Annotated in this window: 9 protein-coding genes; 4 read left to right on the forward strand and 5 right to left on the reverse strand. The window is 47.1% G+C overall.

Annotated elements, in window-relative coordinates; translation table 11 throughout:
* Positions 1-182 precede the first annotated feature (182 nt).
* Both DTQ70_RS24795 and DTQ70_RS24800 read left to right on the forward strand, forming a co-directional pair.
* On the forward strand, positions 183-764 hold the full coding sequence (locus tag DTQ70_RS24795; RefSeq protein WP_122933288.1) for an RNA polymerase sigma factor: 582 nt from the start codon (positions 183-185) through the stop codon (positions 762-764).
* Positions 757-1974, forward strand: coding sequence for a carboxypeptidase-like regulatory domain-containing protein (locus tag DTQ70_RS24800; protein WP_122933289.1), 1218 nt, complete (start codon positions 757-759; stop codon positions 1972-1974). The genes DTQ70_RS24795 and DTQ70_RS24800 overlap by 8 nt, the downstream gene beginning before the upstream one ends.
* 14 nt (positions 1975-1988) lie before the next feature.
* Here the strand turns inward: DTQ70_RS24800 and DTQ70_RS24805 are convergent, their stop codons facing one another.
* Entirely contained in the window at positions 1989-2693 is a 705-nt protein-coding gene (locus tag DTQ70_RS24805; protein ID WP_122933290.1) for an SDR family NAD(P)-dependent oxidoreductase, read from the reverse strand.
* 69 nt (positions 2694-2762) lie between these two features.
* On the opposite strand from DTQ70_RS24805, the gene DTQ70_RS24810 reads away from it, so the two are divergent.
* On the forward strand, positions 2763-3716 hold the full coding sequence (locus DTQ70_RS24810) for an aldo/keto reductase (protein ID WP_122933291.1): 954 nt from the start codon (positions 2763-2765) through the stop codon (positions 3714-3716).
* Here DTQ70_RS24810 and DTQ70_RS24815 read toward each other — a convergent pair.
* From DTQ70_RS24815 to DTQ70_RS24825, 3 genes are all read right to left on the reverse strand, one after another.
* Positions 3686-4954 carry a sterol desaturase family protein gene (locus DTQ70_RS24815; RefSeq protein ID WP_122933292.1) on the reverse strand — a complete coding sequence of 423 codons (1269 nt, stop codon included), beginning with the start codon at positions 4952-4954 and terminating at the stop codon, positions 3686-3688. The genes DTQ70_RS24810 and DTQ70_RS24815 overlap by 31 nt on opposite strands.
* A gap of 98 nt (positions 4955-5052) precedes the next feature.
* On the reverse strand, positions 5053-6114 hold the full coding sequence (gene arsS, locus DTQ70_RS24820; protein ID WP_122933293.1) for an arsenosugar biosynthesis radical SAM (seleno)protein ArsS: 1062 nt from the start codon (positions 6112-6114) through the stop codon (positions 5053-5055).
* Positions 6115-6141: 27 nt separating this feature from the next.
* Entirely contained in the window at positions 6142-6477 is a 336-nt protein-coding gene (locus DTQ70_RS24825) for an arsenosugar biosynthesis-associated peroxidase-like protein (RefSeq protein ID WP_028525823.1), read from the reverse strand.
* Between the two features lie 112 nt (positions 6478-6589).
* On the opposite strand from DTQ70_RS24825, the gene rnr reads away from it, so the two are divergent.
* The gene (gene rnr, locus DTQ70_RS24830) at positions 6590-8926 is read left to right on the forward strand and encodes a ribonuclease R (RefSeq protein ID WP_409050421.1); all 2337 of its coding nucleotides are present in this window, start codon (positions 6590-6592) and stop codon (positions 8924-8926) included.
* A gap of 98 nt (positions 8927-9024) precedes the next feature.
* Here the strand turns inward: rnr and DTQ70_RS24835 are convergent, their stop codons facing one another.
* The gene (locus DTQ70_RS24835; RefSeq protein WP_122933294.1) at positions 9025-14001 is read right to left on the reverse strand and encodes a hypothetical protein; all 4977 of its coding nucleotides are present in this window, start codon (positions 13999-14001) and stop codon (positions 9025-9027) included.
* Positions 14002-14054: the final 53 nt, after the last annotated feature.

A 14054-nucleotide genomic window follows, 5' to 3' on the forward strand; every position in this document is an offset into this window, starting at 1 on the left:
ACTACCAGAAGCTATTTATATTAACCACAAAGAGCACTAAGAAGAGGACAAACGGACAAAGAACCAGTTGTCCCATCTCATTGAGTTCTTTGTGCAATATCTTTGGGTACTCTGTGGTAAAATAAAAAGAGGTACTTCCCTGCTATCTTGTTAATTTTCAATACTTAAAAAGCAGCAAAGACTTGTTCTTAAAACTATTTCGTCGAAAAGCAGATTTCTCCGATGCAGATTACCTCTCGGAGTACCGCCGAACGGGCAATTTGGCCGAGCTGGGCGAGTTGTACGAACGGCACATGGACATGGTCTTTGCGGTATGTTTCAAGTACTTGCGCGACGAAGACGATGCCAAAGATGCCGTTATGCAGGTGTTTGAGCAGTTGATAGAAGAGTTGAAAATCAGCGAAGTGCGTAACTTCAAAAGCTGGTTGCACAGCGTAACGCGCAATCATTGCCTGATGCAACTCCGCTCCAAACGCGTGTTGGTGGGCGACGAGGGGCTGTTTGAACATGAAGCCTACGAAACCTTCGTGGTACAGGCTCCTGAAGCCGACGTAGCACTTGAAACGCAATTGTCGGATTTGGGCGATTGCCTGCAAACGTTGGCCGTAGAACAGCGCAAAAGTGTAGAGCTATTTTATTTCCAACAACTTTGCTATCAACAAATTGCCGAGCAAACGGGATTTGCATTAACAAAAGTGAAAAGTTATCTCCAAAACGGAAAGCGTAACCTGAAACTGTGCATGGAGGGCAAACAACATGGCTAAATCAAAACAACCTACTCCGCCTTCGACGCATCAACTGCGCCAGTACGTGGCAGGAAAGCTAACTCCCCGAGACCAGCACGAGGTAGAAAAAGAGGCATTACAAAACCAACAAGTCGATGATACGTTGGAAGGACTCCAAGCTATGAAAAACGCGGGCATGGACGAGTCGGCGGCGCTTTTGGATGTCCGTAGGCGGCTACAACAACGGATAGCGCCAAAAAGACGGAGGCTAGTGCCGTATTACTATGCTTCGGCCGCTGCGGTGGTCATGGCCGTGGGGTTGGGTTGGTGGTTGGTACAGCGGCAAGATTTACCCGAATCAACGGCTAAAACATCGGCTGAGAGGGTATTGCCGTCGGCTCCTGTCCCTGAAAGTGCGCCTATTTCAGCGGAAAAACAACCCACGCTTGCTGCCAAACCTAGCACCAAAATTCCTACTCAGAGATTAGTCCAAGAACAAGTGGCCGCCGCGCCTCCTACCCAAGAAATGTTGGAAGCTGCCCCCGCCGAGAGTAGTGCAGTAAGCATAGTAGAAGAAAAAAAGGCGGACGAAGTCGCCGCAGTTCCTGCGCAGGAATTGGCCGCCAGACCCGCACAGGCAAAAAGTCGCGTAGCGTCGGCTCCTGCGGCGGCGTTACCAGTCGATACGTTTACGCTACGCGGCAAGATATTGGATGCCGAAACGCGAGAAGCACTGGCAGGAAGTATCATTGCGGTGATGGGACGCAATCGAGGTACTTCTTCGGCTAACGACGGAACGTTTTTCCTACGAGGGGTACGTCCAAATGATAACCTAAGTATTGGTGCCATTGGTTTTGTTCCCGTTCAAATCACGGTGAAAGATTCGCTTTTAGCGCCAGTTTTGTTACAAGCAGAGCAAAATGCACTGAGTGAGGTAGTCGTTACAGGTAATGGCAAACGTTCTCAAAAGCCCAGATCAATCCAAAACCAAAAAGCGTATTCGGATTACTTACGGCAATCAGTACAAGCATTTTTGGAAAAAAATCCCCAAGGCCCTCGAGGGCGAGTGGTAGTAGAGTTTACGGTAAACGAGTTGGGGGAATTAAGTGATTTTGAGAACAAAAACGGAGCAAATAATCAGCTGTTTGAGGAGGCCGTTCGCATCCTCAAACAGGGAGAAAAATGGACGCCAACCTATAAAAAAGGGAAGCCACAATCAGAAAGAAAAAGGCAAGTTTTTCAGTTTTAGCACAAATGGGACGATTACTTCAATCGTCCCATTCCGCCATCTACGTTGAGAACCTGTCCCGTAATCCAACTGCCTTCGTCAGAAAGCAACAGTTTTGCTACGGCGGCCAAATCCTGAGGCGTACCTACGCGCCCAATCGGGTGGCGTTTGTTGGAAGCCTCTCGTTTTTCATCGCTCGATAACAACGAGGCTGCCAACGGCGTATCGGTTAGCGATGGTGCGATGGCATTGCAACGAATTTTGGTGGCGGCCAACTCCGCCGCCAACGAACGAGTCAAGCCTTCTACCGCACCCTTGGCCGTGGCAATCGACGCGTGAAAACCCATGCCCGTTTGAACCGCGACCGTACTAAAAAGCACTATAGATGCTCCGCCTGCTTTACGAAGTCGGGCAAGGTTGGCCTGAATCGCGGCGACGGCTCCTAAGACATTGACGTTGAAATCTGCCTGAAAATCAGCCAACGAAAACCGCTGAAAAGGTTTGAGGTTGATGCTGCCTGGGGCATACACAAGGCCGTGAAGGGTATCGGGTAATGCGTCAAAAAGACCTTCAACGGGCTGAGTGACGTCCCATGTAATGTGGCTACTTTGAATCCCCTGCGGGGCGCGGCGCGAAGCCGTAAACAACGAGGCACCTTCGGCTTGAAGGATTTGGGCAATGGCAAGGCCAATTCCAGAGCTTGCCCCGATGATAAGAATGTTTTTTCCTTGAAACGACATTAGAAAAAGGAGTTTGCTTTATTTAACTCGTAGGGCCAGCGGATGGTTTTGAGATAACTTACTTTTGAAATGAACTATTTAACTTTTGAAAACGGAGATAAAATGCCCGCCTTGGGGCTTGGGACTTGGAAATCGGCCAAGGGAGAAGTATATACGGCCGTAAAGACCGCTATTGAGATTGGCTATCGGCATTTTGATTGCGCTTTGGTGTATGGCAATGAGCAAGAAATCGGTCAGGCGTTTGCGGATGCGATGAAAGAAGGAATGGTAAAAAGAGAAGAGCTGTGGATTACGTCGAAACTCTGGAACAACAGCCACGAAAAACAGTATATTTTGCCTTCCATCAAGACCACCTTAAAAGATTTACAACTCGATTACCTCGACTTGTACCTCATCCATTGGCCCGTAGCGCTCAAACGAGAAGTAGCTTATCCCCAAACGGGCGAGGACATGCTTAGTCTGAGGGAGATTCCTCTTTCAGAAACTTGGGCAGAGATGATTGTTTTAAAAGAAATGGGTCTGACCCGCCACATTGGGGTTTCCAATTTTAGCATCAAAAAACTGGAAGAAGTAACTGCTGCCACGGGCGTTCGTCCCGAAGTAAATCAGTTGGAACTACATCCGTTTTTGCAACAATGGCCCATGGTGGACTATTGCCGCGAGCACGGTATCGTTTTGACGGGGTATTGCCCCTTAGGCTCGTCAGACCGACCTGCTAATCGGATTGTCGATGGCGAACCCAAATTGTTTGAAAATGAAGTAATTCGCTCTTTGGCACAGGCACGCGGGTGTTCGGCCGCTCAGTTGATGCTGGCGTGGGCGGTCAATCGAGGAACGTCCGTAATTCCAAAGTCGGTCAACGCAGGGCGATTGCAAGAAAACCTAGCCGCCGCCGACATTGAGCTCACCGAGCAAGAAATGAAAGCCATGCGGGAATTAGACTTGCAGTACCGTTACATCAAAGGTAATTTTTGGTGTTTAGAAGGGTCTGATTATACATTGGAAAGCCTTTGGGATGAATAAAAACTAAGCGACCGTGCAAACAACGCCACCACAATGCTCGAAAGTACAAAGTAACTCGCCAGTACTACGGTGCCCCAAGGCATGGTTTCTGACATTCCGAACCAGCCGTTTTGGTAAATTAAAAACAAGCCAATGGCGTTTTTGAGCGCTTCCCACGCCCAAGCGTAGGGGTTTTTATCCATGAGTTCGGTATAGGCAAAAACGTACAAAAACAAGAAACCGCCATACACAAAAATGTTGGGCGTACCTATTTTGGCAATGTTGATAAAGAAGTAATTGATGAGTGCAAAAGTGAACAAAAACTGAATCCACGTCCAAGTTCGTAGTGCTACCGAAGCCTCAGGAGCGTATTTTTGGAAGTGGTACGGGTCGTCGATTTTGTAAACGGGATAACGTTCGATGACGTCGGCAGGGCGCCATCCTGTTGGCATAAACCAAATCCTAGCTTTATCCTTCCAGCTCTTGGTGCGATAGGCGTCTTTTATCAATAACCACAAGTGTTGGAAATTGATTTTGATGGGATTCCACGTTTGAACGGGGCGGGTGATGCCATAAACAGGCGGTACGTCGGGGAGTTCTTCTTGAAACGTACCAAAGAGTTTATCCCAAATGATAAAAATCTGCCCATGGTTTTTGTCCAAATAAATGGGGTTCATGGCGTGGTGTACGCGGTGGTGCGAGGGCGTCACGATGATATGTTCTAAGATACCCATTTTGCCAATGTAAATGGTATGGTACCAAAACTGGGCAAACAAATGAAGTGGTGCGACAATCGCAATGACTTTCGGCTCAACGCCTAGCAACGCCGCAGGAAGCAAAAATATCGTGAATAAATTGACAAACGACGAAATGCTTTGGCGCAAGGCACAGGCCAAGTCAAACTCTTCGCTGCTGTGGTGAATGGCGTGTTTGTTCCAAAAAAAGTTGATTTGGTGGCTCAAACGGTGTACCCAATAACCCGAAAAATCGAGGGCGATGAAAGCGATGATATATACCCAAATCGTAGATTGTACTTTGTACAGCGCCCAGTGTTCCACCATGTAGCCATAGGTCAAAATCGAAACACTAATGCCGAGTACGTCTTTGATGATGTTGGTATAGCCAGAACTGAGGCTAGAAATTACGTCCATGGTGCGGAACGGGTGCTTTTTTACCGCCCATCCGTACAGTTTTTCGAGTAAGACTAGGCCCAAAAAAATGGGCATGGCTATGAGAAGAATGCGTCCGTAGGTTTCCATTGGGTGATTTTTCTAACAAATTATGCAAGCATACTGTTTTTAATCACAAATGTAAGAAATTGTTGACTTTTTTCAAGAGTCAACAATTTTTGGACAATTTAAGCCACTTCGCCACCACAACTACTGCCCGCGCCTGCGGTGCAGCCGTAGCAGTGCTGGTTGATGACGATGTTTCGTTCGGTAAGTTGTTGAAAGTCAAAGTCCTTTAAGTGCTTCACTCCGCCTGCTACTTTTAAATCCAGCATTTGGTTAAAATCGCAGTCGAACAAGTAGCCGTCCCAGCCAATCGACAGGGTGTTGCGGCACATGACGTTACTCGCCGCTACGGGATTAAAGGCATTGACGAGCTTTTCCATGTAAGAGCCGTAGTTGCCACTCACCAATAAATAGTCCAAAAAGCGACTAATAGGGATGTTGGTGATGCAAAAAAGGCTGTTGAAGTCAATGTTAAACTTGGTTTTTAGCGCCCGTTTAAATTCGCGCTCCAGCCCCGCTTGCCCGCTAGGCAAGAAAGCGCCCGCAGGGTTATAGACCAAATTGAGGGTCAAGCCCGAGCCTTCTTGCCCGTATCCCACAGCATTGAGGAGCTGAAGCGCTTTGATAGAATCTTCAAACACGCCGTTGCCGCGTTGAGAATCTGTGCGGTTGGCGGTATAAAATGGCAACGAAGATACCACTTCCACCCGATGCTTTTTGAAGAAATCGGGCAGGTCGTGGTACTTAGGATTAGCCAGAATAATGGTAAGATTGCAGCGAACAATGATTTTAATCTCCTGACTGATTTCACGAATTTGCTCCACAAACCACCGAAAATGAGGGTTCATTTCGGGGGCTCCTCCCGTTAGGTCAACGATTTTGAAAGGATGCTTTTTTAAGACATCCAAACACAACTGCATGGTGTCTTGCGTCATAATCTCCTTGCGGTCGGGGCCTGCGTCCACGTGACAGTGTTTACACACTTGATTGCACATTTTGCCCACGTTGATTTGAAAAATATCAATTTGCGTGGGTTTCAACGGAAACAAACCCATTGGGGCTAGTTTTTCCCGAAACAACGGAAAATTATGTCCTAGTTTATCCGAATCGTTCAGTACATCAAGCTGGTACTGGGTGTTTCCGAGTTCGTGTTTTTGTGCCTTGAGAGATTTGACGGGATTCATGAAAAGGGAGGGTAAAACCTGCAAAAACTACATGGTGACTTCTTTGGCTTTATTAATCATTTGGGTGCTGTGAACAAGCGTAATTCCTGCGGCCATAACGGCACTTACGTGTACAGCTTCCATCATTTCATCTTCCGAGCAGCCTTTTTCGAGGGTGTCGGTGGTGTACGCGTCAATGCAATAAGGGCATTTGAGCACGTGAGCTACGGCCAACGCAATGAGTGATTTTTCGCGAGAGGTAAGAGCGCCTTCCGCAAACACGTCGCCGTAATATTTGAAAAAGTCTTGGGCTAAATTTTTTGCACCAAAATCGCCAATGGCGCCAAATTTTTTAAGGTCTTCAGAGTTGTAGTACGATGCCATAGTTTAAAATGTCTTGGGTGTTTACTTATTTACGCAAATAGAGGGGTTTTGGTTTTAAAAACTAGAGAAATGCAATGATTTTCGAGAAAAAATGGTTAATTTGAGTAGAAGTATGAAAAATATGAAGAATAAGTCACAGAAAACGCGTAGCCCCAAAAAGAAACAAGGGGGGCGTACGCACCGACAAATAGTCTCGTTTTTGGACGAACTCAAATCCGAGATTGCTACTTTTTTTGAAATCAATACCGAGCGCCCTTTTGAATTGCATGAACTTCACAGTCATTTTGATGCCGACGACCCAAAACTTCGGCTTATTTTCAATGGATTGCTCGATGAACTTGTGGAAGAAAGTAAAGTAGTCCGAACGAAAGAAGGGCTGTATGCGACCAACGAAAACGCAAATGTGTTTATCGGGAAAGTCGAACACGTCAATAAAAACTATGCCTTTATTGTACTAGATACCCAAAAATCAAGTGAGCAGCCTAAGTTAGAAAACACCGACATTTGGGTGGATTCTGATGATTTGCGTGGGGCGATTGATGGTGATACCGTTCGGGTAAAACTTTTGAGTGATTACCGAAGTGGCCGCCGTCGCGAAGGCCGAGTGGAGGAGATTTTGGAGCGTGGACGGGTCGAATTGGTCGGAGAAGTAGAACTTTGGCCTAAATACGGCATAGTGGTGTTGGACAACCGTCGCATTTATGACGATGTGTATATTCCTGAGCCCAAACTCAAAAATGCACAAGACGGAGACAAGGTGCTGTTGAAAATTACGCAGTACCCAACGCGTTCGCGACGCATGGAAGGAGAAGTGCTGGAAGTATTAGGCAAAGCAGGAGCTCATGAAACCGAAATGCACGCGATTTTGGCGGAATTTGGGTTGCCGTATAAGTTCCCTGAAGATGTAGAAGCGGAGTCAAATGCGATTTCGGAAGTGATAGAAAACGATGAAATAAAGCGCCGTCGCGATATGCGTGACGTGACTACGTTTACCATTGACCCCGCCGATGCCAAAGACTTTGACGATGCGCTTTCGGTTCAGTTGTTGGAAAATGGTCATTTCGAAATCGGGGTTCACATTGCGGACGTTTCGCATTACGTACGCCCCAATACGGCGTTGGAACGGGAAGCGTATGCGCGTGCTACGTCGGTGTATTTGGTGGATAGAACAGTGCCTATGTTGCCCGAAAAACTATCCAATAACTTGTGCTCTTTACGCCCGAATGAAGATAAATTGACGTTTTCGGTGGTGTTTGAGTTGAACGAAAATGCTAAAATCGTCAACGAATGGTTTGGCCGTACGGTGATTCATTCTGACAAGCGTTTTACGTACGAGGAAGCGCAAGAGGTACTCGAAGCGACTGCGCGTGGAGAAGAGGAAGCGGGGCCTTTTGCCAAAGAACTTACGTTGCTCAATCAGCTGGCCTATAAACTTCGCGATGAGCGTTTTGCCAAAGGAGCGGTCAATTTTGAAACCACCGAAGTGAAGTTTAGGTTGGACGAAAATGGCAAGCCGTTGGGGCTTTACACCAAAATCCGCAAAGACGCCCACAAGCTGATTGAGGAATTTATGTTGTTGGCCAACAAACGTGTACCCGAATACATTTACCGAAAATCGAAAAATAAGGAACAGCCCAATACCATGGTCTATCGGATTCACGAGGAACCCGACATGGAAAAGCTGCGTATGTTTGCCGCCTTCGCGGGCCGACTGGGCTATAAAATGAAGCTCGACGATGAAAAAGTAGTGGCAAAGTCACTCAATCAACTGATGTCGGATTTGGAGGGAAAACCCGAACAAAATGCGCTTGAACAATTGGCGATTCGAACCATGGCCAAGGCGCGGTACAGCACCGAAGATGTCGGCCACTTTGGTTTGGCTTTTCGTCGGTATTCGCACTTTACGTCGCCGATTCGCCGCTATCCTGATATGATGGCGCACCGTTTGTTGCAGCATTATTTGGACGGAAAGCCATCGCCCGACCGAGCCGAGTACGAGCCTGCTTGCAAACATTCGTCGTCGAGGGAGCAACTGGCCGCCAATGCCGAACGGGCAAGTATCAAGTATAAGCAAGTGGAGTTTATGTCTTCGATGGATCCTGAGCGCGTTTGGGACGGCATTATTACGGGCGTTACCGAATTTGGCTTGTTTGTCGAAATTACCGAAACTGCATCCGAAGGCTTGGTCAGAATGAATGACCTGAACGATGATTTTTACGAACTAGACAAAGAAAACTACCGATTGGTAGGAAAGCGCACGCAGCGTTTCTACACGTTTGGGGATACGGTAAAAGTAAAAGTGAAAGACACGAATATTTCGCGCCGAAGCATGGATTTGACTTTGACAGAAACTACTTCTAATGTCGTTTCGGCTTTACCTACGCGTGGCCGTGGTAGAGGAAGTGTGAAAGAAAAACGCCCTCGAACGAAGGAAAAGCGCCGCAAATAATTTTTAAAAATAGCCTCGGAGAGACGCAACCTTTGTAGAAATTGCGTCGGAGACGCTAGACAGTATTTCGCCCCGAGCTGAACTCGGGGCGAGTTTGTTTAGAACCCTTCCTTCTCTTCCTCCTTCTCTTTCTTTTTCGTTGGGGTTTTAGCAGGTGGCGTTTGTGCTACTTTGGCACCAGGTTTTGCTTTCGGGTCAGTAGCTGTCGTCTTTGCTGCCGTTTTGGTATCTTTTGCTTTCGGATCTGTTGTTGCTTTGGCGTCTTTTGCAGCAGGTTTGGTATTTTTATCTGCCACTTTTACCTCTTCCTCCTCAGCTTCCGTTTCTTCGGCTGGAGTCGTTGTCGTTGCTTTTTGAGCAGCGGCAGGTGCCGATTTTGGCGCAGTCGATGGCGCAGTTGTTTTCGCGGGAGCGCCTTTGGCAGGGGCTTTGGTGTTTGCCAGCGGTTTTTTGACTTTCGGACGGTAATAGGCCGTAAAACGATCCACAAACAAATCACGTTCTTCAAAGCCGATTGGCAGAATAGAACCGTCTTTTTTGTCTTTTGATTTCACCGAAATTAAATCGTTGATTTCTTGCACTGACGATACCATGGCAAGTTTGTCTTGTTGCCAATCAAAATAATACCATACATCTTCAGATGCTTCGATGTAGATACTGACTTCGTCGCCACGGGCGTTTTTACGAATTTCCACCATACCTTCTAGCTCGGCGTTGATGTCGGTATTGCCAAGGTTGGAGACTCCAATTTTTCCCACACTATAAAACGCATTTTGAGGCGCCGACCAGCGAAGATTGACGTTCGATAAAACGAGTGTACTGTTGAATTTAGGAGAAGCATCAAACAACGGTTTGTACGCGGCGGCACTGCGACTGATGTAGCCGTCGGTGGCTTTGCGGCCAATGAGGGCGGCCAATTTATTACCCAAACGCTCGATACTCGGTTCGGCGGGGTCGCTGTTTTGTTCGTCTAAGTTGGTTTGAACAAGGTTTTCGGCCGCTTTGGTAATAATCTCACGGTTCGCAGGAAAGTTGAGCGACATGAGGGTGTTGAAGCGGTACGTACTACTGTCGATGTTGGCCTGCGCACCTCCTGAAACCATAAAGAGCTGCTCAGCTTCTTTGGTGCTTCGGTCGCTGATAAGGCTCATTTTACCCGAATACGAAATGGTGCCTTTGGTGTCGTTGAAAGTATAAGCATTTTCTTCATCGACTAGCTCATCGGCGGTTTTGGCTTCGGGCGTTACGCGGAATGCTTTTAGCTTATCATCAAAGCGCAAAAGTCCATACGCTTCAAAAATCACTTGGTCGTTACGCGCTTCTTTGCCCGATAAAAAGGTTGGATACAACCCATCAGTCCCAGCCCGATAATGCAACCCAACCGATATTGGCATATCTGCTTCGTTTTTGAGGCCAGGGGTTACTTTGAGGGCTACGTCTTTGGTGGGGGTTTCTTTGAACGGAATCCAAGAAGCGACCAAATCGGGGCGTTTTTTGAGGATTGGCTTGACGTACCCATCAAATTGTAAGTTCGGTTCGGGGGCAAGCATGGTCATAGCCCCTTTGTACTGCAAGCGAGGGGCCGCCACAAAGTTGTCGAGTTCCACAATTTCCGCCTTGGCCACGGTGTAAGAAGTCTTTTCTTTGGAAGGCGCTGTGCGGTTGCTACCCGACGACACCGCTACGCCTTGGCGCAGGCCAAAGTTGCCCATTTTGACAGGAATGGTGTCGTTGGTAACGGTAGCATAGAGATAAGTGGCGTCGCCCGTAAATTTGGTGCGTGATTCAATCTTGATGTTACCGTTTTTGAGGCGGTGGTATTCGTTGAGGGTATCAAGTACCAAGCGTGCGTTTTTGAAAGGTGTCATTTCGCCGTTGCGGTGAATGACCACAAGTCCTTTATCTGGCAATACCTTCGCGTCAGCAGATTTGATAAACGGAACACCGCCAATATTGAGGGTCATTTTTTCGATTTCGTACAAGGCCGAAGAACCATTAAACGTCAACCCTGCTTGTTCGGGAGCAGTGGAGGTAAAGGTGGAAGTGGCCACATCGCCTTTCATAGCAATGGTTTTGGCGTTGATGTTCCACTGAGCGCGGTTGATAGAGGTTTGATATGAGGCAAACGGAAACTCCATGAGCGGGTTTTCCAGGGTATTTTTACTGGTCGAAATACCGACTAATCCCTTCACAAGGTTAAAGTCCACGTCCACGTTAGAGCCTAACAAAACGGGGCGGGTGGCATTGGTGGCTGAGATAATTTTGTACTGCGATTCGCCCGCAAAAAAACCTTCTTTGTTAAACTTGATGTCTTGAGAAGTAAGCTCTGAGTCGTCGCGGCGAAGTAATCCTTTTCCATACAAACCCGTCGAACGAAGCACAATCCGCCCGTCGAGTTTGGTTGTACCGTTGTAAAAATTAAAGGTATTTCCCTTGGTTGTCAGTGACATACTATCCGCTTTGGGCGTCCAGCGTAGGGTAAAGTTACGAAGGTCAACCCTAGGGAAATACGCCTTTCCAATGGTTGCCTCTTTGACTTCGGCCTGCGCACCGTTGGCAATCAACGAATCTGACATAAACAACAGGCTTTCGGTAGGAATACGCGCACTCAAGTGGGTAATTTCCCCTTGCGACCGAAGACCTTTATTGTCCATGACCAGTTCTTTGGTAAACTTCACGACGGTATTGGTGCCATATACTTTATAGCCCGTAGCTGGCGGGGTATAATTGAAACCCAGCGAGTTGTCGGGCATGGAGCGAAGTTCGGCTTGGAAGGTGGGGAAAATGCCGTTGGAATTAAACGTTCCAATAAACACAATGTCTTGAAGACCAAGGCTGTCGTAGTCGAGCGACGGAATTTTAAAGAAAACTTTGCGGTCGTATTTGAAATTTCCACGGTCGGGTTGGTCAAAATACACTGTCATGCCTTCGGGCACGTGCAAACGGGGGAAAATAGAGTTTTTACGTCCACCCGATTTATTGGTTGGGTCATTTAGATAAATCCGTCCTGATTTTTCATACACAATATCACCGCCCACCTCGGTGTTGCTTCCTTTGTCGTAGGCCGCTTTTGGCACAAAAGTGATATTGTCAATTTTATTCAAATCGACAAAAAACTTGTCGTAGTTAAACATCAAATCGCGGCCATTGAAGCGGAAGTTGGCCGAAACCAACAGACCATTCATGCGAAAATCGCGGTTTTTGAGGACTTTGATTTCTTTGTCTGAAGGCGAAGCGACGATTTTAAGGGAGTCGCTAATGGTAAATTTATCAACTCCTCTAATGGTCAACACATTGTCTTTGAGGTCGATGCTGGCGTTAGCGACGTCGTTGTTGGCAGGATACAACGACGAGACTTTGAAGTTATCAAAATCGGTTTGTTTGTTGTTGGCCATCACGTACAAAGCTCCTTTATTGGTAAAGCGGAAAAGACCATTTTTAGGATCGATGGACAAAAAGCCGTCGTAGTACAGTTGCATAAAAGCCGAGCGTACGGCGTTCATGTCGCGTTTGAAAAACTGGGCAACTTCTTCGGGTGCAAAGCTGGTTACTTTTTGTTTGGTAACGTAGTTTGATGCCATTTGCAGCGGGTGAAAACCCGACTGCTCGTTCATGGCGCGGAAGCGTTCGGGTTTGAAATAGCTAAACGATTCGAACGAAATGGGAACGACGTTTTTACCCGAAATACGCAAAAACTCAATTTGATTTTTGGGGAAATTCCAGCGAAGCATTTCCGCGTCGATGTACATTTTGTGGTACGAGTCGGAATAAGGCGTATAGTGAAAGCCTGATTTGACCGAAGCGGGTTGTGTTTTGACTGTCCCTGCGGCTTCGCTGTACGAAAGTTGAACGCCAGGGTGATACAGCGAATCAGTTCCTATATAGCTCGTGAATGTCGCAATGGGAGAAGTAATGAGGGAATCGGTGATGTCGAAATGGCTGCTGCTCGATTTGAACGCCAATTTTCCGTTGTAATTGACCATTACCGTAGAGGGCGATTGGCTCAAAGACGCACTGGTCATTTTTTGCCCTATCAGCGAAATTCCCCCTTGGTACATGATATTTTTGCTTAATCCCTTGATTTGGGCGTCGTTGCGGTACGAAATAAAACGAGGATAGGGCGAAGGTTGGCCTTTGGTGCGTCGTTTACTTTCGTATTCAAATACCCCTTCGACAGGAGCGTTGAGCTTGGCACCGTACTGGAGTTTGGCATCGTCGGTCACGAGTTTAGGAAGTCCTACATTAAAGCTGTAGGCACTCAGGTTGACAAAAATATCGGGTGTGCCTGCTGTTTCCCAAGTTACTTTTCCACCCATACCTACCCAGTTTCCTTCACGAATGGCCAATTTCCCGCTCGTTTGCAGAATAGGCACTGAATCGTTAGCGGTGAGCATAACGAGGTTGGTGTTCTTGAACTCAATAATGGCACCTGAAACGTCAGGTAGAGGCTTTTTCTCGTAAGCAGGCAGCAGGGTGACGGCGTTTGAAGTATCGGTTACGGCTCCCCAGCCATCGTTGGCTGCACTATTTTTGGCCGATTCTACGGTCTTGATAAGCTCAGAATTGACGTCACTAAAACGGAAACTAAACGTTCCTTCGAGCGCATAAAGTCGGTTGAAGTTCGAGGTATAAATCAGGCGATTTTCAAACAAGTTGCGGGCTGTCTCAAAATACTTTAAAGTCGCTTTGGTGTCGTAGGCTTCTAAGGTTTGGGTGGTGGTGGTTAGGTAGCCATCTACTTCGTTAGGATTGGCGTGTGTTCCATTGAAAGCCGCGTAAAGACTGTTGAAAAACTGCTCAAAATGAGGTGTGGTAGGTTTGTATCCTTTCGCTACCATGCGTTTGGTGAGGGTAACGATACTTTTTTGGTGCGCCTGCGTCAAACGACTGTCCAACCAAAGGGTTTCGAGGTTTTTGGCGGCTTTGAGATAGGTAGGATTGCCACTTGCAGCCATCATTTTCTGCACGTCGGCTATAAACTGCGCAGGGTCGTCAGAAAGTTTGACGACTTGAGCGTGAAGAACCAACCCTGTAAGCCATAAAAAAACGATGAAGTAGGGCGTAAAACGTTTCATAGTATCTGCGGAATTTGTCGAAACCAAAACTAGGTATAGAACTATTAATATAC

The organism is Runella sp. SP2 (assembly GCF_003711225.1).
In the GTDB taxonomy this organism is placed as follows: Bacteria; Bacteroidota; Bacteroidia; order Cytophagales; family Spirosomataceae; genus Runella.